Raw genomic sequence first — 24,664 nt, 5'->3', positions numbered from 1 at the left:
GCCGGGCCGGTCCGGTCCCCTCGACCCCGAACTCCTGAACTCCTGAACTCTCCCGAACTTCCACCGAGAGGTGAACACATGAGCAGCGCGGTGCCGCCCGGCGGTGCGGGCCCCGGCCTCGACGACCCGCGCGGGACGGTCGAGGCCCAGGCCGCCCGACTGGCCGCGTCCGGCCTCGACACGCCCGGCCCCTACCTGATCGGGGTGCGCCACCACGCGCCCTCGCTCAGCGCCGTCGTGCCCGCCCTGCTCGATGCCGCCGCGCCCGAGGTGCTGCTGGTCGAGCTGCCCGCCGAGTTCCAGCCCTGGCTCGACCTGCTCGCCGACGAGGCCACCAAGGCCCCGGTCGCCCTCGCCGCCGCCCCCGCCGCCGACCGCTCCGACGAGCACGCCGACGGCATCGGCGCCGAGGCCGGCCACGGCACCGGGCTCGCCTTCTACCCCTTCGCCGACTTCTCGCCCGAACTGGCCGCCCTGCGCTGGGCCCGCCGCCACGGCGTCGAGACCGTCGCCTGCGACCTGCCGCTCGCCGTCCGCGACCGGTACACCGGGCGCGAGCACGGCCGCACCGGCGCCGAGACCCGCCCCGGCGTCGCCGACGCGCTGCGCCACCGCCTCACCGGGCGCGAGGACGACGAGGACCTCTGGGACCGCCTCGTCGAGACCGCCGCCCCCGGCTCCACCCCGGAGGCCGTCCGGCGCGCCGCCCTGCTGGTCGGCTGGGCGCTGCGCCGCGACGCCGAGGACGGCACCGGCGTCGACCCGTACGACCTGCGGCGCGAGGCCTGGATGCGCGAGCGTATCCGGGAGGCGGGCGCCGGCGGCCGCCGCGTCGCCGCCGTCATCGGCGCCTTCCACGCCCCCGCGCTCACCCCGGACGGGGCCGGCGCGGAGCCGGCCGAGCCCGCGGAGTCGTCCACCGAGCCCGTTCCGGACGCCCGTCACGTCGTCTCCCTGATCCCGTACACCTACCCGCTGCTCGACGCCCGCTCCGGCTACCCCGCCGGCATCCGCGACCCCGAGTGGCAGCACACCGTGCTCGACGCCGCCGGCGACCCCGAGCGCCTCACCGAGGCACTCGTCCGCACCGCCGTGCGCATCTGCGAGGCCCTGCGCACCCAGGACCACCCCTCCGGCCCGGCCGACGCCCGCGAGATCGTCCGCCTCGCCGGCGACCTCGCCCGGCTGCGCGCCCTCGCCGCCCCCGGGCGCGGCGAACTCGTCGAGGCGGTGCAGACCGTCCTCGCCCAGGGCGAACCCCTCGGCCGGGGACGGGCGGTGGCCCGCGCACTGGAGAAGGTCCTGGTCGGCACCCGCACCGGCGAGCCCACCCCGGCCGCCCCGCGCAGCGGCCTCGCGCCCGCCGTCGAGCGACTGCTCGCCGACCTCGGCCTCCCGGGCCCCGCCGACACCGCCGAGTCCGCCCCCCGCGAACTGCGGCTCGACCCGCTCCGCTCGTCCCTCGACCGGCGCCGTGAACTCCTCCTCCACCGCCTCACCGCCTGCGGCGTCCCCTACGCCGAAGCCGTCGAGACCACCGGCGCGGGCGGCACCGAGACCCTCACCACCCGCTGGCGCGTGCGCTGGACCCCGGCCGTCGCCGCCATGCTGACCGTCGCCGGCACCCGGGGCGTCACCCCGGCCCAGGCCGCCGAGGGCGCCCTGCGGGAACGGCTGCGCCGCGAACTCCAGGCGGACGGCCCCACCGCCGGCGAAGTCCTCCAGGGCCTCGCCGACGCCGCCGCCTGCGGCCTCCCCGCCCTCACCGACACCCGCCTCACCCAGCTCACCGCCGTCCTCCCCACCAGCGGCACCCTCCCCGACCTCCTCAACGCCCTCGCCCTCCTCGACCGCCTCACCGCCACCCACCACCCCACCCCACCCGACCCCACACCGGGGAAGCCGTCGCCCGCCACGGCCGCCGCGGCTCCGCCGGTCAGCGGCGCCTCGGGGGAGGTGCCGCCCGGCACGGTCGCTGTGGCTTCGCCGGTCAGCGGCGCGTCAACTCCTTCCACCCCAACGCCCACGCCGCCCGACGTCACCTCGGGGGAGGTGCCGTCCGGCAGGGCCGGTGCGGCTTCACCGGTCAGCGGCGCGTCGGCTGCTTCCGGCCCCACCCCAACAGTCGCGTCTCCCGACGTCAGGCCGGGGGAGGCGCCTCCCGGTGCGGCTTCTGCGGCTTCGCCGGTCATTGGCGCGTCGGTTGCTTCCGGTGCGGCCCCGGCGGTGATGGTGCCTGGCGCCGTGTCGGCGGAGGCCTCGCCCGGGGCGGCCGCTGTGCTCGGGGGTGAGGGGGTGCCCGCCGTCGTGCAGGCGGATCCGGTGCTCGCTGTGCTGGCGGCGGCGGCCGAGGTGGTCACGGTGGCGGCGGTGCGGCAGTTGGAGGGGCTGGGCGGCTCGGACGAGCCGGACGACGCCCGGGCACTGGTCGAGCTGGCGCGGCGGGCGGACCTCGGCGGGGGCGTGCGGCTCCGGCAGGCGCTGACCGAACTCGCCGACGGCGGAAGCCCCTTGGTGCGCGGTGCGGCCGGGGCGGTGCGGGTGCTGATCCGGCAGGAGGAGCCGGCGGTCTTCGGTGACCGGGCCGCCTCCTGGGTGGACGGCGCCACCGGACCCGAGGCCCGGCACGCCCTCGGGCGGTCCCTGGTGGGGCTCCTCACGGCCGCCGAAGGGCTGTTCTCGACCGCCCCCGAGGTGCTCGAACCCGTACTGGAGCGGGTGGTCACCCTCGCCGACGGTGCCTTCCTGGACCGCCTGCCCGCCCTGCGCGGCGGGTTCGACACGCTCAGCCCGGCCGCCCGCGACCGGCTGCTGCAACTGGTCGAGGAACGCCTGGGCACCCGCCTGGACACGCTCCCCGAGGAGGTGCCGCCCGCGCTGCTCGCCGAACTGTCCCGCGCCGACCTCGCCGCCCGCGCCGCGCTCGCCCGCCGAGGCCTGCTCCCGGCCCTCCTCCCGGCACCCACCGCGGAGGAACCCGCCCCAGGGCGCACCCCCACCCCCGGCCCCACCCCCGACCCCGCCCACGCCCTCGGCCCGGCCGAGCGCTGGCGGCTGCTGCTCGGCCGGCCGGGCAGCGGTGGCCTCGGCGGCCGGGCCGCCCGCCTCGCGACCGCGCTCGACGAGCTGTACGGCACCGGCCACGGCGAGGGCTCCGGCCCCGGACTGGAGAGCCGGGGCGGACGCGAGGCGCCGTACCCGGGCGTGCGCGAGTGGACCGAGGAGCTGACCGCGCTGTTCGGGCCGGGCCTCCGGGAAGAGGTGCTGGCGGCCGCCGTCGCCCAGGGCCGCGGCGATGTCCTGGAGGCGATCGACCCGGGCGCCGTCCGCCCGTCGGTCGACCTGCTGCGCACCGTCCTGGAACACGCGGGCGGCCTGCCCGAGGCCCGGCTGGCCGGGCTGCGGCCGCTGGTCCGGCGCCTGGTCGACGAGCTGAGCCGGGAGCTGGCCACCAGGCTGCGCCCCGCCCTCACCGGGATCAGCGTGCCGCGCCCGAGCCGTCGCCCCGGCGGCGGCCTGGACCTGCACCGGACCATCCGCGCCAACCTCGCCACCGCCCGCCCGGCCGACCCCGCCGGCGGTCCCGCCGGTGCGGAACCGGGCGCCATGGTGATCGTGCCGGAGCGGCCGGTCTTCCGGACCAGGGCCCGCCAGGCGTCCGACTGGCGGCTGATCCTGGTCGTGGACGTCTCCGGCTCGATGGAGGCGTCGACCGTCTGGGCGGCGCTGACCGCGTCGATCCTGGCGGGGGTGCCCTCGCTGAGCACCCACTTCGTCGCTTTCTCCACCGAGGTGGTCGACCTGACCGACCGGGTGACGGACCCGCTGGGTCTGCTCCTGGAGGTCAGGATCGGCGGCGGCACGCACATCGCGGGTGGTCTGAAGTACGCGCGGAGCCTGGTGACCGTGCCGTCCCGCACGCTGATCGCGGTGGTCAGCGACTTCGAGGAGGGCGGCCCGGTGGGCGGACTGCTCGCGCAGACCCGGGCGCTGGTTGACTCCGGCTGCCACCTGCTGGGCTGCGCCGCACTGGACGACACCGGGACGGCCCGGTACTCGAAGGCGGTCGCGGGCCAGCTGGTCGCGGCCGGAATGCCGGTGGCGGCGCTCAGCCCGCTGGAGCTGGCCCGCTGGGTGGGGGAGAAGGTCCGATGACGGAGGTGGCAGGGGCAATGACGGAGGCAGTGACGGAGACCGGGACCGGGACGGGTGCGCAGTGGCCGGCGGTCCGGCCGGAGGTGGTCGCCGAGGTGGTGGCCGGGCTGTCGGCCCGGCTGCAGAAGCGCCTGGACGCCGCCGCCGCCAAGCTGGCCGACCGGCCGGTGGAGCGGACGGGCGAGGACTGGCGGATCGCCGTCGACGAGGAGGCCGTGCTCGTCCTGCACGCGCCGGGCGGGGTGGTGGCCGACCAGGCGGACGTGCGCTGCGGGTGCCTGCTGGCGCCCGCCTGCGTGCACCGGGCGGCGGCGGTCACGGTCTGCCCGCTCGCCGACGAGTCGCCCGCCGAGGCCCCGTCCACGGATCAGGAGGAGCAAGCGGACCAGCCGGACCGGGCCCACCAGACGGACCGGGCGGCCCCGCCCCTCTCCGCCCCGCCCGCCGAGACCCTGACCGCCGCCGAACGGGCTGCCGTCGAGCATCTGCACCGGGTGGGTGCCGCCGTGCTGGCGGCGGGTGTCGGCGGTGCGGGCGCGGTGCTCCAAGCGGAGTTGCTGCGCGCGGCCCACCGGGCCCGGCTGGCCGGTCTGCACCGGCCGGCGGCCGCGGCGGTGGCGGTGGTCACCCGGATCCGCGCCGCCCGCTCGGGCGAGCCGGACCACCGGCTCGCCGACCTGGTGGCCGGCCTGCGTGAACTCCTCGGCCTCAGCACGGCCCTCGCCCACGCCGCCACGTCGGAAGCGACGACGCCCGAGGCAGCCGGCCAGGGCGTCGCCGAGCTGCGCGGGACGGCCCGCCAGTCCTACGCGCCGGCAGGCGGCCTGCGCCTCTACGGGCTGTTCGCCGAGCCGGTGCTGACCGCCACCCACGCGGGGGTGCTCACCTGGGCGGTGGACGCGGGCGGCGGGCTGCACACGATGGCGGAGATCATGCCGCACACCGACGCCGCGGCGGCGGCGCCGCAGGCGGTCGGGGCCGGGAACCGGGCGGTGCGGCTGGGGGACGCGCTGATCAGCCACCGCGAGTTCACCCGGGCCGGGCTGGCCGTGCAGGGGGCGACCCGGTCGGTGGCCGGACGGCTCGGGGCGGGCGCCTCGGTCCGGGCGGTCCGCGCGGCGGGCGCGGCCTGGACGGCGGAGCCGCTCGCGGGGCTCTGGGGCGAGCCGCCGGCCGCCCAGGTGGCGCGGGCGCTCGCCGCGGGGGCGCTGCCGCCGGAGGTCCGGCCGGCCGGGAGCGAACTGCTGTTCCTGGACGTGACGCTGCTCGGCGCGGTGCCGTACGGGCCGGGCGGGGAGTCCCGGCTGCTGGCGGAGTGCGAAGGGGCGGTGGTGGCGCTGCGCGCCGCGCACGACCATCCGGGGCTGGCGCACCGGGGCAACCTGGCGCTGCTCGCCACCGCCCCCGGCCTGCGGCTGCGGGTGATCGGCCGGCTGGAGCGCTCGGCGCGCCCCGAGCTGCGGCTGCTGGCCATCGGTGTGCCGCCCACGGACGGGCCCGCGCCCGGGGACGGGCCGAGCGACGAGCCGAGGGACGAGCCGCGGGACGAGCCCGGGAACGCGCCCTCCCTGGCGCTGCCCGCCGACCGCGCGGGCCGGGTCAACCTGGGCCTGGAACGGCTCCAGACGGCGGACCTCGCCTTCCCTCCCATCGACCCCGCCGACCCCACCTGGCTCCCCGGTCCTCCCGGGCACGCCGTCGCCGCGGCGCCGACCACCCCCGTGCACCTGCTCGCCCGGCGGGTGGAGCAGGCGGTGACCGGCGGCCGGGCGGCGCTGGCGCTGGGCTCCCGGGTGGTGGCCGCCGACCGGACCCGGCTGCGGTCGGCGGGGCTGGCCACGGGGGCGGCGCTGCTGGACGGGCTGTTCGCGACGGCGCTGGACCAGCCACGCGACGTCTTCGGCCGGGTGGTCGCGGACGACCACGGCGCCTTCGCGGCGGCCTGGCTGGCGGCGGCCTGGTACGAGGAGGAGCTGGCCTCGGCGCTCTGTGTGACCGCGTGGTCCGGATCGCCGGAGGTCGGTTCCCGGGAGGAGGCCCGGGACCGGACACAAGGAGAACCGAAGAACTAGTTGCACAAGCAGGTAAGCCGCGCCGAATGGCATAATTGGGTGGGGAGGACCGTTCCAGCGGGAACACAGACCCTCGCCCGACCGAGTACCACCCGAGCAGAGAGAGGCGAGCCATGGGGATCCAGGACGACGCCGCCGAGATCCGCGCCGGCGGCTGGCGCACGCTCGCCGCGCTGCACGGGCTGATCGACTCGGCGCTGGAGAAGGCGCTGCAGGCGGAGCACCGGCTCTCGGTGGTCGAGTACACCGTGCTGGAGGCGCTGTCGCGGCAGGACGGCTGGCACATGCGGATGCAGCAGCTGGCCCGCGCGGCCGCGCTGAGCAGCAGCGCGACCACCCGGCTGGTGAGCCGGCTGGAGGACCGCGGGCTGCTCAGCCGCTACCTCTGCGCGGACGACCGGCGCGGCATCTACACCGAGCTGACCCCGCAGGGGCGCGAACTGCTGGCCGCCGCCCGGCCGTTGCACGACGCGACCCTGGAGGCGACGCTCACCGAGGCCGCCGACCTCCCCGAGCTGGCACCGCTGGTCCGGGCCCTGTACGACCTGGAGCTGACCCCGGCGTCCCCGGCCAAGGCCTGACCGCACCGGCCCGCCGCCCACCGACGTCCGCCCGTCGACGGCCGCCCGCCGCCCACCGACGGCCTGCCCGCACCGGCTCGCCGCCCTCACGGATGGGCGGCGAGCGCCTGCCGGTGGACCCGGTCGAGGAGGGCGAGCAGGAGCTCCTTGCTGGACGCGCGCTCCCGGACGTCGCAGAGCACCACGGGCACGTCCGGGTCGAGGTCCAGCGCGCGGCGGACGTCCTCGGGGGCGCAGTCGCGGCGTCCGTAGAAGCAGTTGACGCCGATGGCGAACGGGATGCCACGCTGCTCGAAGAAGTCGACGGCGGCGAAGCTGGACTCCAGGCGCCGGGTGTCGGCCAGCACGATGGCGCCGAGCGCGCCGAGCGCCAGGTCGTCCCACATGAACCAGAAGCGGAACTGGCCGGGCGTGCCGAACAGGTAGAGCACCAGGTCCTCGCGGACGGTGATCCGCCCGAAGTCCATCGCGACGGTGGTCGTCGACTTGTCGTGGACGCCGTCGAGGCTGTCGACCCCGATGCTGGCGCGGGTCATCCGCTCCTCGGTCTGCAGCGGTTCGATCTCGCTGACCGAGCCGACCATGGTGGTCTTGCCGACGCCGAAGCCGCCGGCGACGAGGATCTTGACCGCGCCCGGCACCAGGCTCTGGGTCGTCACGTCGGGTCTCCTGAAGGGAACTGGGCGAGGTGGTGGCTGGCGTGCCGGCCGGATCAGAGCCGGCGGACGCCCTCGATCACGGCCTGGATCAGCGCGATGTCCGGCGCATCGGCAAGCTCGACGGGCGCCCGGGTGAGGATCATCCGGGCCTCGGCGAGGTCGTCCAGCAGCACCTTGACCACGCTCACCGGGAGGTCCAGGACGGCCGCGATCTCGGCCACCGCGAGCGGGCGTTCGCGGCAGAGGTGCAGGATCGCGGCCGGTTCGGGCGTCATCCGGCTGGTGTCCGCGCGCGGGTCGGCGGTGACCACCAGGGTGATCAGCGCGAAGCCGTCACGGACCGGGCCGGTGCGCCCGTTGGTGATGGCGTAGGGGCGGACCAGATGGCCGGCCTCCTTGTCGAAGAACCAGGCCTCGGCGGCGTCGACGGTCACGCACCGCCACCCGCATCCGGTTGGCCGGCGTCGACGCGCGGCGCCGCGGTGAGGTACTGGCCGACCTGCTTGACCAGCATGTTGATCTCGTAGGCCATCAGCCCGGCGTCGACCGCCTCACTGGTGAGCACGGCGAGCCGGGCGCCCTGGCCGGCGGTCGTGACGAACAGGAACAGCTGGTCCATCTCGATCACGGTCTGCCGCACCCGCCCGCCGTTGAACCGCTGGCCGGCGCCGCGGGCGAGGCTCTGCAGGCCGGAGGCGACGGCCGACAGATGCTCGGCGTCGGCCCGGTCGAGCCCCTGGGAGAGCCCGACCAGCAGGCCGTCCTCGGACAGCACGATGGCGTGCCGGGTCTCCGGGACCCGCGCCACCAGCTGGTCCAGCAGCCAGTTGAGGTCGCGCTCGGTGTCGGTGTGCTGGGTCATCACTGCTGTTCCTTAGCTGGGGAAGGCACGTGGGGGTCGGGTGCGGCGGCGCGGGCCGTGCGGGTGCCGCGCTGGATGGCGGCCATGGTGGCCCGTGAGCGCTGCGGGGAGGGGTCGTCGGCGGCCTGCGCGGAGGCGTCGCCGGGCGGCCCGTACGGGGTGGCGGAGGTCCCGTGGGCCTCGCGCAGCTGTTCGGCGAGGCTGGCGTTGCGGACCCGTTGGGGCAGGACTCGCGGCGTGCGCAGCTCGCCCTCGGGCCCGTAGCGCGCGTGGGTCTCCTCGGCTCGCTGGTGGGTGGGCGCCGCGGGCGCGGCCGACGGCTCACCGGCCCCGCTCCAGGCGCCGGCCGTGGCGTCGAACAGCGCGTCCGGGCCGGGTTCGCCCGGCGGCTCCTGGTAGGGCCAGGGCCGGCTGGGCCGGGCCACGACCACGGCGCCCGGCAGGCCGGGGATCGTGGAGCCCACCGGCAGGCCGCCGTTGACCGTCGGATCGTCCTGGCCCTGCGGGTCGCCCCCCTCGGGGTAGTGCGCGAGCAACTCGCCGATCACCACGTCGCCGTCGCCGTCGCCGTCGCGGCCGAGGCCACCGCCACCGAGGCCCCCACCGAAGCCGTCACCGCTGATCGCGAAGCCACCACCCGCCGCCGGCGCGATGCCCCTGAGCCCGTCGAGCACCCCGGCGAGCGCGCCCGACAGGTCCGCGCCGACCGCGCCCGTCCCCTCGGCCGTTCCCGCCTCAGCCTCCGCCCCCGCCTCAGCCTCCGCCTCGGCCTCGGCCTCCGTTCCCGCCTGCGCCCCCGCCCCCGCCCCCGCCCCCGTCTCCGGAGCCGTCGTCGGCGCGAGGGCGGGCGACCGGGTGACCCGCGCGCCCGCCGGCAGGCCGGCGAAGTCGGACGGCGGCTCGGCCTGCTGCAGCAGCGCCGCCGGCACCAGCACCACCGCCCGGGTCCCCCCGTACGGCGAGGGGCGCAGGGTGACCTGGACATCGTGCCGGGCGCCCAGCCGGGCGACCACGAAGAGCCCGAGCCGCAGGTCGTCGCCGAGCGCGGAGACGTCCAGCTCGGGCGGGTTGGCCAGGTAGTCGTTGAGCCGCTGGTACTCCTCCTCGACCATGCCGAGGCCGCGGTCCTCGACCTCCACCACCAGGCCCTTGGGGACCTCCTGCGCGGAGACCTGCACCTGGGTGTAGGGCGGGGAGAAGGTGGTGCCGTTCTCGATCAGCTCGGCGATCAGGTGGATCACGTCGGCGACGGCCTGGCCGCTGAGCGAGGCGCGGGGCACGCCCTGGACGACCACCCGCGAGTAGTTCTCGGTCTCGGAGACGGCGCTGCGCAGCACGTTCACCATGGGCACGGCGTTGCGCCAGCGCCGGGCGGGCAGCGCGCCGCCGAGGATGACCAGGTTCTCCGCGTTGCGCCGCATCCGGGTCGCGAGGTGGTCGACGGCGAACAGCTCGCGCAGCAGCTCGGGCTCCTCGTGCTCGCGCTCCAGCGCGTCCAGCATGCTGATCTGGCGGTGGATCAGGATCTGGGTGCGGCGCGCGATGTTGAGGAAGACCTTCTTCGTCCCCTCGCGCCCCTGCGCCTGGTGCACGATGGCGGCGACGGCGGCCTGCCGGGCGGCGGCGAGGCCGTCGGCGGCCTGCTGGAGCTCGTCGCCGGTCCGCCGGGGCGGGGTGCGCGCGGGCGGGGCCGGGACCGGCTCGCCGGCCTTCAAGCGCCCGACGACCCCCGGGATGTCGTGCTCGGCGAGCGTCAGGGCGTCGGCCTGCAGCGCGGCGATCCGGGCCGGCAGGACGCGCGCGGCGCGCACTCCGCGCACCAGGCTCGCGAGCAGGACGACGGCCACGGCGGCGCTGCCGGCGTACAGGGCGGTGCGCTCCCCGGCGTCGCGCAGCAGGTAGGCGGCGTAGCCCCAGGCGCCGGCGAGGCCGAGGCAGGGGAGCAGCGTGAGGCTGAGGAGCGAGCTGCGTAGGGAGCCGGACCGGCCGGCGCGGTGGCCCGTCCGGGGGGCCGATATGCCTGGCATCTGATTCCTTGTAGCAGGGCCGAACGGCGGGGGGTGCGGGTGCGGTCCGACCGGGCCCGCTGGGGCGCCGCGGCCGGCGGTGCCCGGCGGGTCGCCGGAGGTGGCCGCCCGCGGGGTCGCCGTCAGGGCGGATGCGGCACGGCCGCCGACGTCAGGCACGCTACCAGCCCCGGGTGACCTTCGGGCAACATCAACTGACCATATGTGAAGGCGCGATGACGGTGTGTCGGGGCTCCCGGTGGCCCTCCGTCCGGGTATTCGCACTGGTCAGCGAAGCGATGGGGGGAGTCCCTGGCGGTTTTCCGGCGACCGGGGGGCGGTCGCCGGAAGACCGTCAGGGACAGGTCAACGGCGGGTATCCCGGAAGGCCGCGCCGACCGGGCGGCCCCGGGCGTCAGCCCGCCAGGGGCATCCGCAGCACCGAGGACTGGTCCTCGCACACCTCGGCCTCCGCGCGGGCCTCCAGCTCGGCGGCCTCGCTCCACGCCCAGCCCGCCAGATCGGCGAGCTCGGCCGACCACTGCTTGCCGTAGGTGCCCGAGGCCACCTGGCCGAGCCGCAGCCGCTGGACGTCCGAGGTGCCGGCCGGCGGGTAGATGTGGGTGGCGTCGCGCAGGTAGCGCTCGATGTGGAAGTCCGTCTGCAGGCCGCGGGCGGCGTGGATCTCCATCGCGTTGCGCGCCGAGTCCAGGGCGTACTCGGTGTTGATCAGCTTGGCGTTCATCAGCTCGGCGTCGCAGGCCTTGCCGTGGTCCAGCAGGTGCGAGGCGTGGTACGCGGCGAGCTTGGCCGTCATCAGCCGGGACTGCATCTCGCCCAGCTTCAGCGCGATGTTGGGCAGATGGGAGAGCGGCTTGCCGTAGAGCACGCGCGACTCGGCGAACCGCACGGTGTCCTCGACGATCGCCACGTGGATGCCGAGCGCGACCGCCGCCAGGTTCAGCCGCCCGTACAGGGTGGAGGAGGAGTAGGCGACGTCCAGTCCCTGGCCCTCCTGGCCGAGCAGGTTGGCGGCCGGGATCCGGCAGTCCTCGAAGACGAGTTCGCCGAAGCTGAAGCCGTGCAGTCCGCTCTGCGAGCCGAGGGTGCCGGCGCGGAACCCGGGGCGGTCGCTCTCCACCAGGAAGGCCGAGAGCCCCCGGCTGCCCTTCCCGGTGCGCAGCACCACGCCGTGCACGTCGCCGATGTGCGAGTTCCCGACGAACCACTTGCGCCCGTTGAGGACGTACTCGTCGCCCTCGCGCCGGGCGGTGCCGCTCATGCCGAGCACATGGCCGCCGGACTCCGGTTCGGTGACGGCGATGGTGGGCAGTGACGACCCGTCGGCGAACTTGGGCAGCCAGTAACGGCGTTGGGCGTCGTCGCCGAAGTGGATGACCTTGGCGACGCCGAGCTGCGAGGCCTGCGCCATCGCCCCCATGGCGCCGCTGACGCGTGACAGCTCCTCGACGATCACGGTCTTGGCGAGATGTCCCAGCCCCAGCCCGCCGAACTCGCGCGGGATGGTGATTCCGATCCAGCCGCGGCGGGCGATCTCCCGCGCGAGTGCGAACTCGACCTGGCGCCCGGCCTCCATTCTGGCCACTTGCGGGCGCACCTCCTTCTCCGCGAACTCACGCACCTCCGCGCGGAGGTGCTCGTGTCGTTCGTCGGTGAAGTAGTCCATCGCCATGCCCCGGTCCTCTCGGGTTCAGTTCGTTCGGTGGATGTGCCTCCGTCCGTGCCGCCGATCCGCGTCGGCCGCCGAGGGTGTGGGGGAGGAGAAGGCGGCGGCCGGTGCCCATGGCTCAGCCGGTGCGTGCGGAAGTGCCGGCGGTGGCCCACGCTGCCCTTGGGGACCGCCGATTTTCGGCAGGCCTCATTGTCATATGTCCGCCGGTAGTGCTCTATGGAGGATCTTGGATTGGCGCGATCAGGTCGTTCCGGGGTCGGCGAGGATTGAAGCGCCGGAAGGTGGGGATACGACGTTCCCGCGATTGCCGGATCCGCTGGATCCGTTGCTTCCGCTTCCGGTTCCCCCTTCGTTTCCGGCCGGAGGCCCGCGGGTCTCCTCCCGGTCGACCAGGTGGCTTTGACGGAGCATCATCACCTGGGAGGGTGCGGGCCGGGAGCGCCGAAGGCGCCGGATGTCTGATTACATGTGCGCCATGACTGATGTGATGAGCACTCAAGGCCAGTTCCCGGGTGCCGCCGGGGAGTCGGAGCGGGCCCGCAGGCTTCGCAGCCTGGGCCTCGACGAGCCCGCCGCGGACGAGGCCTTCGACCGCTTCGCCCACCTGGCCGCCAGCATCACCCGCGCCCCCATCGCGATGGTCAACTTCATCAACGACGAGCGCCAGATGTTCCGGGGGCTCTACATCCCGCCAAACTCCCCTTTGATTCCGGCCGACGATGGCTCTTCCTGGGCCGATCGGGGCATCGCCTTCGATCTGCCGACCCGTCAGATGCCCATGAGCCACGGCTTCTGCCCGCATGTCGTCGCCCAGCGCTCCCCCCTCGCGCTGGACGACATCCTCGCCTACCCCCGGTTCGCCGGTAACCCGGTCGTCGACGAGCTGGGGGTGCGCGCCTACCTCGGCGCCCCGCTCGTCGACGACACCAACACCGTCATCGGCACCGTCTGCGTCCTCGACCACGAGCCCCGCCAGTGGGGCCGTGAGCGCCTGCGCGACATCCAGCACCTCGCCGAGGCCCTGCTCTCCGAGATCCGGCTGCGCGACAACCTGGTCGCCCAGCAGCAGGAGATGTTCGCCGCCTTCGACGGCTCGCCCTTCCCGATCATGCTCACCGACGGCCCCGGCCAGGAGATCCGCTACGCCAACGCCCAGCACGCCGACGTCTTCGGCGCCCCGGCGGCCTACGGCGGCATCGGCCAGGCCTACCCCCAGCTCGGCGCCGCCGGCCTCCAGCGCGTGGTCACCGAGGCCTACCGCACCGGCCGCGCCACCGTCCTCAACGACGTCCGCGTCCAGTCCCCGCGCCCCGACGCCCAGCGCGGCCAGCAGATCTTCAGCTTCACCTGCAGCCCGCTGCGCATCGCCCGCACCGGCCAGGTCACCGGCGTGCTGACGGTCGGCATGGACGTCACCGCGCAGTCCCGCACCGAGGAGGAACTCGGCACCCTGGCCGCGCTCCTGGTCGACCGGCTCCAGCAGAACGGCGCCCCCGTCGGCCGGACCGGCGCCGGGGAGACCGGGCTCGTCCTGCCGGCCTGAAACCCGCCGCCCGGGCCGGCCCGTCCGGCCCGGCCCGTCCCGCGCTCGCGCCCGGCCCGTCCGGCCCCGTTCGGTTCGTTCCGTCCGGCCCCGTTCGGTTCGTCCCGTCCGCACCACCGCATCCACCACCGCGGTGGGGCGCCTCTCACCCCCGAGGAGAGGCCCCCCGCCACGGTGCCGTCCCGGGTCAGCGCCGCCCAGCCGTCCGCGGCGGCGCCGTCCGGGTGAAGGCCGTCCGGGTGAATCGCCGGGCGCCGCCCCGCCGCGCCCACCCGCGCGACGGCGGCCGATGGTAGGCATGGGCCGCATGCAGTGGTTCGCCGCCCCCGAGTACTGGCTCAGCAGGCTGCTCGTGCAACGGCTGCTGGCCGCCCTCTACCTCACCGGCTTCCTCGCCGCGGCCCTCCAGTTCCGCGCCCTCATCGGCAGCCGCGGCATGCTCCCGGTCCCCCGCTTCACCGCCAGGGTCCCGATCCGGCACGCGCCCGGCCTCTTCCACCTCCACTACAGCGACCGCTTCTTCGCCGCCGTCGCCTGGAGCGGCGCCGCGCTCTCCGCCGCGCTCGTCGGCGGCCTCGGCGACGCCCTCCCGCTGTGGACGTCCATGCTCTGCTGGACCGCGCTGTGGGCCCTCTACCTCTCGATCGTCAACGTCGGACAGACCTGGTACTCGTTCGGCTGGGAGTCGCTGCTGCTGGAGGCCGGCTTCCTGGCCGTCTTCCTCGGCAACGCCGACACCGCCCCGCCCACCCCCGTGCTGTGGCTGCTGCGCTGGCTGGTCTTCCGGGTCGAGTTCGGCGCCGGACTGATCAAACTGCGCGGCGACACCTGCTGGCGCGACCTCACCTGCCTGCGCTACCACCACGAGACCCAGCCCATGCCCGGACCGCTCAGCTGGTTCTTCCACCACCTGCCCGACCCGCTGCACCGCGTCGAGGCGGCCGCCAACCACGTCACCCAACTCCTCGTCCCGGTCGGCCTGCTCCTCCCGCAGCCGGTCGCCACCTACGCCGCCTGCGTCGTCGTCGCCACCCAGCTCTGGCTGGTCGCCTCCGGCAACTTCGCCTGGCTCAACTGGCTCACCATCGCCCTCGCCCTCGCCGCCGTCGACCCCGCCCGCCTCGGCCTGCCCGTCCACCCGCGCCAGTACCCCGCCGCACCCGTCTGGTTCGAGGCCCTGGCGCTCGCCGTCACCGCCGCCGTCCTCGTCCTCAGCTACTGGCCCGTGCGCAACATGGTCTCCCGCCGCCAGGTCATGAACCGCTCCTTCAACCGCCTCCACCTGGTCAACACCTACGGCGCGTTCGGCAGCGTCAACCGCACCCGCCAGGAGGTCGTCGTCGAGGGCACCGACGAAGCGGCGGTCACCCGGCACACCGTGTGGAAGGAGTACGGGTTCAAGGGCAAACCCGGCGACGTGCGACGCGTCCCGCGCCAGTACGCCCCCTACCACCTGCGGCTCGACTGGCTGATGTGGTTCGCCGGCATCTCGCCCGGCTACGCCCGGCCGTGGTTCCTGCCGTTCGCCGCCCGGCTGCTGGTCAACGACCCGGACACGCTGCGCCTGCTGCGCCACAACCCCTTCCCGGACCGCCCGCCGACCCACGTCCGGGCGACCCTCCACCTCTACCGGTTCACCGATTGGCGGGAACTGCGGCAAACCGGCGCCTGGTGGCACCGCACGGCGCTCTACGAGTACCTCGCGCCGGTCGACCTCGCCACCCTCGCCCGCGCCGGCCACCGCCCGCCCGGCCGGCCGGCGCCCGCACGGCGGGCGGACGGCGGTCACCGGTGAGCGGCGCGGCACGGGCGCGGCACCGCCGGACGGCCGACGGCCGACCACCCGACCGGCCCTCCCGGGTGGCGTCCGGGCGGGCGGTACGGCACGCCACACCGGCCCGAGGGGCGGTGGGTGCGTGCATGGCTCGAACGGGCACCCGTATTCTTGGCCTCCGACCGGTAGCCCGACCGCGCGCCCCCGGCACCTCCCTCCGAGGCCCACCGCGCACCCGGACCGCCGCCCCCTCGCCGCCCGTCCACGCCCCCGCCGCAGCCGCCCAGAACCGGACCTCACATGACAGTGCTTCACTCCCGCAACGCCGACGCGGCCGACGCAGCCGGCTCCGCAGACGTCAAGGACACCACGGACACCAAGGCCGCCACGGAGACCGCCGACAGCACGGACCGCACGGACAGCACGGACACGATGGACACCAAGGACAGCACGGAGCAGGCGGAGACCGCGGACGCCGCACCCGCGGCCGACACCGACCTGCGCGAGGACCTCGGCCGCTACGCCGAGCTCGGCGCGTTCACGCTCACCGCCGGGACCCACCCCTGGTACGCGGCCGTCGACACCATCGCCACCCCCGAGGAGGCGCGCGCCGCCTCCACCGTCCTCGCCGAGCTGCGCGGCCACGACCTCCAGCAGGTCTGGGACGACGTCAACGCGCTCGCCGCCGACGTCAAGCTCGACGCGCCGGACACCGTCGGCAAGACCGCGGTGCTCGTCGAGATGCTCCAGCTCGTCCGCCGCACCTCGACCGTGCTCGCCCCCGCCGCGTACGACGCCGACCTCGAAGCCCTGATCGCCGCCACCGCCGACCGCAACTGGCGGCGCGAGCGCGGCGTCAAGCTGTCCTGGCTGCGCGGCCGCTCCCTGCGCAAGCAGGCCGGCGCCCTCGCCGCCACCACCAACGGCCGCCCCCGCGCGCAGGACCTCCACGAGGCGCTCGCCTCCGCCGAGGTCGAGCGCCGCGCCTGGGCCGCCCTGGCCCCCGCCGGCACCCTGCCCACCGCGCCGTCCGACGCCGACCTGGCCCACCGCACGGCGCAGACCTTCGAGGCCATCAGCACCGGCGTGCGCGAACTCGACCGCCTGCTGCCCGGCCAGGACCTCGACGCGCTGTCCTTCCCGGACCTCGTCGACCTGGTCGAGCGCCTCGCCGCCGACGAGGGCACCCTCTACCGCCTCCCCACCCTGCGCGGGCTGCGCGCCACGCTGGAGGACGGCGGCCTGGCCGACCTGCTCACCGAGCTCGCCGCCGCCCACGCCGACCGCCGCGCCGCCGAGGCCGCCTACGCCGCGCGCCAGGCGCTGGCGGGCGGCCAGCGCGACGGCCTGGCGACGGAGACGACGGAGACGGCGGAGGAGCCCGAGGCCGCCGTGGCCGAGGACACCGCCGAGGACACGGCAGAGAGCACGGACGAGAGCACCGACGAGGCCGCCGTCGAGCCGACCGCCGAGACCGAGGCAGTGGCCGAGGCCGCGTCCGACCCGGCGGAGGCGGAGGCGGAGCCCGAGGAGCAGCCGCTCACCGTCACCCTCCCCGCCCCCTCCCCGGCCGCCGACGACCTGGTCGGCATCACCGCCGCCCCGCCCGTCCAGCCCTCGGCCCCTGACGCCGAGGCCATCGCCCCCGCCCCGGTCGAAGCCGACCCGGAGGCCGCCCCGGTTGAGGCGGAGGCCGTTGTCGCCGACACGGAGCCGGCGTCGGTCGAGGTCGAGGTCGAGCCGGCCGCCGAGACGCCGGTCGTGGCGGAGCCGGTCGTGGAGACCGCGGTCGAGGTCGAGCCGGTCGCTGAGGTGCCGGTCGAGGTCGAGGCTGAGCCGGCGGTGGAGACCCCGGCCGAGGTGACGGCCGTTGTCGCTGAGGCGGAGGTGGCGCTGGCTGAGGTCGTGGCGGAGCCGGTCGTGGAGACTGTGGTTGAGGCTGAGCCGGTCGCTGAGGTGCCGGTCGAGGTCGAGGCTGAGCCGGCGGTGGAGACCCCGGCCGAGGCGGCGGCTGTCGTCGCTGAGGCGGAGGTGGCTCTGGCTGAGGTCGTGGCGGAGCCGGTCGTGGAGACTGTGGTTGAGGCTGAGCCGGTCGCTGAGGTGCCGGTCGAGGTCGAGGCTGAGCCGGCGGTGGAGACCCCGGCCGAGGCGGCGGCTGTCGTCGCTGAGGCGGAGTCGGTGCCGGTCGAGGTCGAGCCGGTCGCGGAGACCCCGGCCGAGGCTGAGCCCGTCGCGGAGGTATCGGTCGAGGCTGAGCCGGTCGCCGAGGTTGGGGCTGAGCCCGTTGCGGAGCCCGTCGCCGAGGAGCCGGTCGAGCCGGCCGAGGCTGCTGCGGAGACCCCCGCGGAGCTGACGGACGTCGTCGCCGATGCGGAGCCGGCTGCGGCTGAGGTTGAGCCGGTTGTCGAGCCGAGCGTCGAGGTCGTCGCGGAGTCCGTCGTGGAGGCCGCGGCCGAGGAGGCACCCGAGCCGGTGGCGGAGGTCGTGGCCGAGGCCGAGGCCGTCGAAGAGGCCGTCGAAGAGGCCCTGACCGAGCCGGTCGCCGAGGTCGCCGTCGAGGCGCCGGCCGATGAGGTGGCCGAGCCCGCCGCCGAGGCCGGTGGGCGGCCGGAGAAGCCGGACTTCACGCCGGGGCGGCCGGTGACCGCGTACTCGGCGGAGGAGTTGCTCGCGATCGTGCGCTGGGTCGACGGCGACGGGGTCGAGCGGAGCGACGAGGAGCTGCTGCGGGCGGCGATGAAGGAGCTCGGCTTCGCCCGCCTCGGGCCGCGCATCAAGGAGGCGCTGGGCGCCGCCGTCACCGCCGCACGCGGCTGACGACCACCGGGAAGGCCCCGGGGCACGGCCACCGACCGCGCCCCGGGGCCTTCCCCGTGTCCACCCACCGAAATCCGATTGCCGGACGGACTTGGGCTGTTGAGACTCGGCGATGGTCGGACCATCCGATCGACGCCGACAGAGCGGAGCCCGCCCGTGCCCGACGCCCTGCGCCCCCGCGCCCTCGCCCCGGGGGACCTCGTCGCCGTCGCGTCGCCCGCCGGACCGCTGGAGGCCGACGCCGTGCCGCTGCTGGAGCGCGGGATCGCCACGCTCACGGCCATGGGCTTCCGGGTGCGCCGCACGCCGCTGACCGAGCCGGGGCGGCGCCGCTGGTGGGCGGCGGCCGGGCCCGGGGCGCAGGCCGAGGAGTTCAACCGGCTGCTGCGCGACCCCGAGGTCCGGGCGGTCGTCGCGCACACCGGCGGGCAGGCCACCGCCGGCTGGCTGGACCGGCTGGACGTCGACGCCGTGCGCGCCGACCCCAAGCCGGTGCTCGGATGCAGCGACGTCTCGCTGCTCCTGCTCGCGCTGCACGCCCGCACCGGCCTGGCCGGTCTGCACGGCGACATGGCGACATACGGTCTCGGCGGCTCCTGGCACGCCGCCGCGCCGACGGCCGCGCCGGCCGCCGGGACGCTCGCCGGCCTCTACCTCCGTGCCCTCACCGACCCGGTGGTGCCGCTCGGTGCGCTCCCGGAACTCGGCGCGCCCGGGGGCCGGGAGTGCTGGCGGCCCGGCCGGGCCTCCGGGCCGCTGCTCGGCGGCCTGCTCGGGCGCCTGGTCGCGCTCCAGGCGACACCCTTCGCGCTGCCCGCCGAACGCTTCGACGGGGCGGTGCTGTTCTGGGAGGAGGTGGAGCGCCCGCTGTCGGCGGTCTGGCAGGACCTCCACCTGCTGCGGATGTCGGGGGTGTTCGACCGGATCGCCGCGCTGGTCGTCGGCGTGCCGCACCGGGTCACCGCGGCCGGCTGCGCGGACGACGCCCCGGCGCCGTCGCTGCGCGAGGTCGTGCTCGACGTGCTCGGCGACCGGCCGCTGCCGGTGCTCGGCCAGGTGGAGCTCGGCCACGCCGGCCCCAACCTGCCCCTGCCGCTCGGTGTCCGCGCCACCGTCGACGCCGCCGCCCGCACCCTGAGCGTGGACGAACCGGCCGTCGCCCCGCGCTGACGCGGGGACATGGTTGCGGACACGGCGACGATCCTGCGGCACCCCCGGCCCGGATGCCGGTGGGACCGGTGGGCGGTGGACACCGAGGGTCCTGAGCACTGGCTCGGGGTCGACCAGGTCGACGCCGCGTCGGCCTGGGTGAGGAGAACGGCCCGGCAGTCGTGGCGGCAGCCGCCACCTCGGTCGAACTGAAGCGGGCCGCGGGGGAGACCTGGACGATCCACCTCGCCGAGGGATGGGTGGAGGCAGCCCGCTCGGGTCACCTCGCCGACCACCCGTGGGCCGACGCCCGGGCGAGCTGCGCCGCCAGGACGGCCGGGGCCTCCACCAGGGACGGGCCGTACCAGGTGAGGTGGCGGCCGCTCACCAGGGCGGCGGGGATGCCGGAGAAGGACTCGGGGCCGTCGTCGGCGGTGAAGCGGTAGGGCTCGTCGGGCAGCACCACCAGGTCGGGGCGGGTGGCGAGCAGGTCGGGGAGCGGGACGGCGGGGTAGCGCTCGGGGCGGTCCGGGTCCTCGGCGTGCGGCAGGCGCAGGCCCAGGCGGTGCAGCAGGTCGCCGGCGAAGGTGTCGTGACCCAGCACCATCCAGGGGCGGCGCCAGATCGGCACCACCGCGCGGCGGGCCGGGCCGGGCAGCGGGCGGACGCCGGCCCAGCCGGCCTCGGCGGCGTCCAGCCAGGGCGGGCGGGGCAGGCCGCAGCCGACGGTGAGCAGCCGGTCCAGCGAGCGGAGCGCCTGGTCGAGGGTGCGGATGTCGGTGACCCAGACGGGCAGGCCGGCCGCCCGCAGGGCGTCCAGGTCGGGTCGGCGGTTCTCCTCGGCGTTGGCGATCACGAGGTCCGGGGCGAGCGCCACGATCCGGGCCACGTCCGGGTTCTTGGTGCCGCCGATCCGGGGAACCTCCAGGCCGGCGGGGTGGCTGCACCAGTCGGTGGCCCCGGCCAGGAGCCCGGCCGCGGTGGCGGCGAGCGCCTCGGTGAGCGAGGGCACCAGCGACACCACCCGCCGCACCGGCCCCGCGCCGAGCGGCACCGGCGAACCGAGGTCGTCGACCACCGGCGGGCCGCCGGGAACGGGGAGGGAGGTCATCACCCCACCCTAGCCACCCCGGTGGCTTCCCGGCGGGTGTTCGATCCACGCCCGGACGGGCAAACTCCCGGGAACCGGCCGGGCACGGCGGCCGACTATCTGGTCCGGGTTCACAGGACGGACCCGAGCACGACCATGGACCAGGAGAGTCACTGATGCGCCCTCGCGTCTTCTGCGGTATCGCGGCCGCCGTCGCCCTGTTCGCCACGGCATGCTCCGGCGGTGGTGACGGCGGCGGGGACAACGCGGGGGGCGGGAGCACGCAGCAGGCGGGGGCCGGCGGCGCGTTCCCGGTCAAGGTGGCCGACTGCGCGGGCAAGGAGACCACCGTCAAGCAGGCGCCGCAGCGGATCGTCACCAGCAACGCGGCCTCGCTGGAGATGCTGCTCCAGCTCGGCGCCGGCGAGCGGGTCATCGGCACCGGCTTCCCGCCGCGCAAGGGCAGCCTGCCGGCGGCCCTCGCCGAGCAGGGCGCCAAGGTGCCCGCGCTGGGCGACACGCTGATCCCCAAGGAGAAGCTGCTCGGCTCCGGCGCCGACCTCTACGTGGACACCTTCGGGCCGATGCCGGCGATGGGAGCGGCGGGCGCCGGGCCGAGCGAGGAGGAGCTGAAGGCGGTCGGCATCCAGCACGTGCTGCTGCTCTCCACGGCCTGTACCACCGGCCCCAAGGCCCCGCAGGGACCGCGCACCGACCTCGCCGCCGTCGAGGACGACATCCGCCGCCTCGGCGCCGTCACCGGGACGGGCGCCCGCGCCGAGGAACTGGTCGGCGCGATGGAGAAGCAGATCACCGACGTCAAGAACGCCACCGCGGGCGTACCGGAGGCGCAGCGTCCCGGGTACTTCCTCTTCGACTTCGACGCGGGTACAAAGCAACCGATGGCCGTCTGCGCCAAGCAGGTCGCCAACGCGGTGATCACCCTGGCCGGCGCGCGCAACGTGTTCGCCGACTGCGACGCCGACTTCCGGCCCGTCTCCTGGGAGGACGTGGTGGCGAAGAACCCGGACTGGATCCAGCTCGCGGTGCGCAACCGCGGCAGCGAGGAGGCGAACAGCAAGGCCTTCGACGAGGCCGAGGCGTTCCTCAAGGGCTTCCCCGCCACCCAGGGGCTGAAGGCCGTGCAGGAGGGGCACTTCCTGCGGATCGGCTCCGAGGTCACCACGATCGCCGGGACCCGCACCGCCGACACCGTGCGGCAGATCGCCGCGACGCTCCACCCGGCGCTCGTCAAGAACGGGCAGTAGCCGATGGCCGGGGCCACCACCTCCACCACCACCGCCGGCGGCGCCGTGCGGCGCGAACGCGTCCGGGCACTGCGCGCCGGACCGCTCGCCGCGTTACTCACCGCCGCCCTGGTCGTCGCGCTGACCGCCGCCGTCTCGCTCGGCGCGGTCGACATCCCGCCCGGCGAGGTGTGGGAGGTGGTCGGCCGCCGGATCACCGGGCAGCATCCGGCGCCCGGCAGCCGCGACCTCATCGTCTGGCAACTGCGCGTGCCCCGCGCCCTGCTGGCGGCCGTCGTCGGCGCCGGGCTGGGCGTGGTCGGCACCGCCGTGCAGGCCCTGGTCCGCAATCCGCTCGCGGACCCGTTCCTGCTCGGCATCTCCTCCGGGGCCTCGCTCGGCGCGGTCGGCGTCATCGTGCTCGGCGCCGGCCTCGGCCTGGAGCTCACCATCGGCGGCATCGCCGGGATCACCGTCTCGGTGGCCGCCTTCCTCGGCGCGCTCGCCGCGTTCTCCCTGGTGTGGGTGCTGGCCCGGCGCGGCGGCGGCTTCTCCCCGCTGCGCCTGGTGCTGGCCGGCATCGGCATCGGCCAGTTCCTCACCGGCCTCACCAGCTACCTCGTGCTGCAGACCGGCGACGAGCAGCAGACCCGGGGCGTGCTGTTCTGGCTGATGGGCAGCCTGAGCGGCGCCACCTGGAGCCAACTCGCCGTCCCCGCCGTGGCCGTGGCCCTCGGGACGCTGCTGCTCCAGGGCCGCGCCCGGGGGCTGAACGCGATGCTGATGGGCGACGAGACGGCGGCCGGCCTCGGCGTCGACGTCACCCGGCTGCGCCGCGAGATCTTCGCCGTCACCAGCGTGCTCACCGGCGTCCTGGTCGCCGTCTCCGGGGCGATCGGCTTCGTCGGGCTGATGGTCCCGCACGTGTGCCGGATGCTCGTCGGCGGCGACCACCGCCGCCTGCTGCCGCTGTCCGCCCTCACCGGCGCGGTGCTGCTGGTGGTCGTCGACCTGCTCGCCCGCACCGCGCTGGACGGCCAGGAGGTGCCGATCGGCGTGGTGACCGCCCTGCTCGGCGCGCCCACCCTGCTCTACCTGCTGGACCGACGACTGGAGCGGAATTGAGAATCGCCGTCGAAGACGTGAGCGTCGCCCTGTCGGGGCGGACGGTGGTGGCCGGCGTCCACCTGGTCGCCAAGGAGGGCGAGATCGCCGGCCTGGTCGGTCCCAACGGCAGCGGCAAGTCCAGTCTGCTGCGCACCGTGTACCGGCATCTGCGGCCGAGCGCGGGGCGGGTGCTGCTGGCGGGGCGGGAGCTGTCCGAGCTGAGCCCGGCGCAGTCCGCCCGGCACATCGGGGCGCTGCCCCAGGAGCGCGGCGGGGACTTCGAGTTGACCGTCCGCGAGGTGGTCGCGATGGGCCGAACCCCCTACAAGCGGGCCTTCGCCAAGGACGACGCCGAGGACCACCGGCTGGTCGGCGAGGCGCTGGAACGGGTCGGGATGGCGCACGCGCCGGACCGCAGGTTCGCCCAGCTCTCCGGCGGGGAGCGGCAACGCGTCCTGCTGGCGAGGGCGTTGGCCCAGCAGCCGGACGTCCTGGTGCTGGACGAGCCGACCAACCACCTGGACGTCCGGCACCAGGTGGAGCTGTTGGCGCTGCTGCGCGAGCAGCGACGCACCACGCTGGTCGCGCTGCACGACCTGAACGCGGCCGCCTCGGTGTGCGACCGGCTGCACGTGCTGCACCGCGGCACGCTGGTCGCCTCGGGGGAGCCGCGCGAGGTGCTGACCGCCGAACTGCTCGCCGAGGTGTTCGGCGTCCGGGCGGCGGTGGTCGAACACCCGCTGACGGGTGACCCGTTGATCGCGTTCGACCACCGCACGCCGGCCGGGCCGGAGGCCGGGGCGGGCACGCCGCTGCCCGGGGTGGGTGACCGGGTGCTCGCCGAGCTCCCGGTCACCGCCGCCCCGGCCTCAGTCGAGTGTCAGGAGGTCTCGTAGTGGCTGGGGCGGCCGTTGCGCTCGACCAAACGGCCGACCTTGGCCGCCTCCTCGGCGCGCAGCAGTTCCCACTCGCCGTCCTGGCGGTGGAGTACCGAGGAGTGCCACGGCGTCATCCACATGTCCGCGTGCTCCAGCAGCCGGATGCCGAACTTCAGCACGCCGACCTTCTGCGGGTGGATGGAGAGCCGGAACGAGCGGGGGTGCTGCTCGGCGATGAGGTCGCCCCAGGCGCGGCTGCGCTGGATGACGCCGTAGGCGCGCTGGCGGCAGTCCTTCTGCAGGGCGGACTTGGTGCCGGTCCAGCCGAAGGTGTCCTCGGTGAGGAAGCGGGTGATGCCGCGATAGAGCTTGGCGGTCTCCTCGTCGGTCAGCACCTGCTCGCGCAGCTCCTCCTTGGTGGGCGCGTACTGGGCGTGCACCCGGGCGCGCTTCTCGTCGAAGGGCAGGTCACCGAGGACGGCCCGCAGGTCGAAGGTGTCGAGGTTGGTCAGGCCCTCGCGCTCGATCAGCGCGGCCAACTCGTCGGAGTACTGGTCGATGTGGTCGTCGGGCACGTGGATGAGGTCGCCGAAGATGTGGCCGTCGGAGCAGATCAGGATCTTGGCGCCGGGCTCGTAGAGCTTGCCGATCTCCTCGGCGAGCCGGTTGAGGAAGGTGAGCGAGAGCCGCTCGCCCTCGTCGGGCAGATGGCCGAGCACCTTGGCGAGGTTGGGGGACTTGCAGGGGAACCCGGGCAGGGTGAACAGGATCGGGTCCCCGGCCGTGATGAAGTCCGCCAACTGCTCCATCTGGAGCGGGAAGTCGGCGGGGGCGGCGTCGACCTCCGGGTCGGAGGCACGGCGGTGCGGGAGGAGCAGATCGAGGATCTCGGCGGAGAGCCGGGTGACGGTCTGCTGGTCGGGGGCGGTGTACCCGGTGCTGCTCTGCACGGTGGTCACATCGCTCTCGTTGCTGTCGGCCTGGGAGTTGCTCGGGTCAGTGGCGACGGTGCCGGCGGACGGCATGGTGGT

The 24,664-nt window shown here is 75.5% G+C and carries 17 protein-coding genes; 10 read left to right on the top strand and 7 right to left on the bottom strand.

What is annotated here, in order from left to right; genetic code table 11:
* The first annotated feature begins 78 nt into the window (after positions 1–78).
* The 3 genes from ABTX81_RS12145 (at position 79) to ABTX81_RS12135 (ending at position 6,808) form a co-directional block, all read left to right on the top strand.
* Complete coding sequence (locus ABTX81_RS12145; protein ID WP_350543503.1) at positions 79–4,155, top strand: vWA domain-containing protein; 4,077 nt, start codon at positions 79–81, stop codon at positions 4,153–4,155.
* A 17-nt stretch (positions 4,156–4,172) separates the two neighbouring features.
* A complete protein-coding gene (locus ABTX81_RS12140) occupies positions 4,173–6,227 on the top strand; it encodes a hypothetical protein (protein ID WP_350543501.1) in 2,055 nt (684 codons plus the stop codon).
* Positions 6,228–6,340: 113 nt separating this feature from the next.
* Positions 6,341–6,808, top strand: a complete 468-nt coding sequence (locus ABTX81_RS12135; RefSeq protein ID WP_350543499.1) for a MarR family winged helix-turn-helix transcriptional regulator — start codon at positions 6,341–6,343, stop codon at positions 6,806–6,808.
* Positions 6,809–6,894: 86 nt separating this feature from the next.
* Here ABTX81_RS12135 and ABTX81_RS12130 read toward each other — a convergent pair whose 3' ends face one another.
* The 5 genes from ABTX81_RS12130 to ABTX81_RS12110 form a co-directional block, all read right to left on the bottom strand.
* The gene (locus tag ABTX81_RS12130) at positions 6,895–7,467 is read right to left on the bottom strand and encodes a GTP-binding protein (RefSeq protein ID WP_350543497.1); all 573 of its coding nucleotides are present in this window, start codon (positions 7,465–7,467) and stop codon (positions 6,895–6,897) included.
* A 53-nt stretch (positions 7,468–7,520) separates the two neighbouring features.
* Positions 7,521–7,901, bottom strand: coding sequence for a DUF742 domain-containing protein (locus tag ABTX81_RS12125; protein ID WP_350543495.1), 381 nt, complete (start codon positions 7,899–7,901; stop codon positions 7,521–7,523).
* On the bottom strand, positions 7,898–8,329 hold the full coding sequence (locus ABTX81_RS12120; protein ID WP_350543493.1) for a roadblock/LC7 domain-containing protein: 432 nt from the start codon (positions 8,327–8,329) through the stop codon (positions 7,898–7,900). Before ABTX81_RS12120 ends, ABTX81_RS12125 begins: the two co-directional genes overlap by 4 nt.
* On the bottom strand, positions 8,329–10,356 hold the full coding sequence (locus ABTX81_RS12115; RefSeq protein ID WP_350543491.1) for a sensor histidine kinase: 2,028 nt from the start codon (positions 10,354–10,356) through the stop codon (positions 8,329–8,331). Before ABTX81_RS12115 ends, ABTX81_RS12120 begins: the two co-directional genes overlap by 1 nt.
* A gap of 394 nt (positions 10,357–10,750) precedes the next feature.
* On the bottom strand, positions 10,751–12,022 hold the full coding sequence (locus tag ABTX81_RS12110; protein WP_350543702.1) for an acyl-CoA dehydrogenase family protein: 1,272 nt from the start codon (positions 12,020–12,022) through the stop codon (positions 10,751–10,753).
* Positions 12,023–12,503: 481 nt separating this feature from the next.
* Between ABTX81_RS12110 and ABTX81_RS12105 the strand changes: the two genes are divergently transcribed.
* From ABTX81_RS12105 to ABTX81_RS12090, 4 genes are all read left to right on the top strand, one after another.
* Positions 12,504–13,571 carry a GAF domain-containing protein gene (locus tag ABTX81_RS12105; RefSeq protein WP_350543489.1) on the top strand — a complete coding sequence of 356 codons (1,068 nt, stop codon included), beginning with the start codon at positions 12,504–12,506 and terminating at the stop codon, positions 13,569–13,571.
* A 307-nt stretch (positions 13,572–13,878) separates the two neighbouring features.
* Positions 13,879–15,366 (top strand): lipase maturation factor family protein, encoded by a 1,488-nt coding sequence (locus tag ABTX81_RS12100; protein ID WP_350543700.1) that lies wholly within the window; start codon positions 13,879–13,881, stop codon positions 15,364–15,366.
* Between the two features lie 279 nt (positions 15,367–15,645).
* Positions 15,646–18,162, top strand: coding sequence for a hypothetical protein (locus ABTX81_RS12095; protein ID WP_350543487.1), 2,517 nt, complete (start codon positions 15,646–15,648; stop codon positions 18,160–18,162).
* 156 nt (positions 18,163–18,318) lie between these two features.
* Complete coding sequence (locus ABTX81_RS12090) at positions 18,319–19,332, top strand: S66 peptidase family protein (RefSeq protein ID WP_350543485.1); 1,014 nt, start codon at positions 18,319–18,321, stop codon at positions 19,330–19,332.
* Between the two features lie 259 nt (positions 19,333–19,591).
* Here the strand turns inward: ABTX81_RS12090 and ABTX81_RS12085 are convergent, their stop codons facing one another.
* Entirely contained in the window at positions 19,592–20,422 is an 831-nt protein-coding gene (locus tag ABTX81_RS12085; RefSeq protein ID WP_350543483.1) for a helical backbone metal receptor, read from the bottom strand.
* 155 nt (positions 20,423–20,577) lie between these two features.
* Between ABTX81_RS12085 and ABTX81_RS12080 the strand changes: the two genes are divergently transcribed.
* From ABTX81_RS12080 to ABTX81_RS12070, 3 genes are read left to right on the top strand one after another with little or no spacing between them, the layout of a single operon-like run.
* Positions 20,578–21,669 (top strand): ABC transporter substrate-binding protein, encoded by a 1,092-nt coding sequence (locus tag ABTX81_RS12080; RefSeq protein ID WP_350543481.1) that lies wholly within the window; start codon positions 20,578–20,580, stop codon positions 21,667–21,669.
* 3 nt (positions 21,670–21,672) lie between these two features.
* Positions 21,673–22,773 carry a FecCD family ABC transporter permease gene (locus tag ABTX81_RS12075; protein ID WP_350543479.1) on the top strand — a complete coding sequence of 367 codons (1,101 nt, stop codon included), beginning with the start codon at positions 21,673–21,675 and terminating at the stop codon, positions 22,771–22,773.
* The gene (locus tag ABTX81_RS12070; RefSeq protein WP_350543477.1) at positions 22,770–23,651 is read left to right on the top strand and encodes an ABC transporter ATP-binding protein; all 882 of its coding nucleotides are present in this window, start codon (positions 22,770–22,772) and stop codon (positions 23,649–23,651) included. Before ABTX81_RS12075 ends, ABTX81_RS12070 begins: the two co-directional genes overlap by 4 nt.
* On the opposite strand, the gene ABTX81_RS12065 is transcribed toward ABTX81_RS12070, so the two are convergent.
* Positions 23,636–24,658, bottom strand: coding sequence for an L-tyrosine/L-tryptophan isonitrile synthase family protein (locus tag ABTX81_RS12065; protein ID WP_350543475.1), 1,023 nt, complete (start codon positions 24,656–24,658; stop codon positions 23,636–23,638). The two genes, ABTX81_RS12070 and ABTX81_RS12065, sit on opposite strands and share 16 nt — an antisense overlap.
* Positions 24,659–24,664: the final 6 nt, after the last annotated feature.

Source organism: Kitasatospora sp. NPDC097605, assembly GCF_040302725.1.
Lineage (GTDB): Bacteria > Actinomycetota > Actinomycetes > Streptomycetales > Streptomycetaceae > Kitasatospora.
The sequence above is the reverse complement of the archived record's forward strand: the minus strand, read 5'-3'. Positions and strand labels throughout refer to the sequence as shown.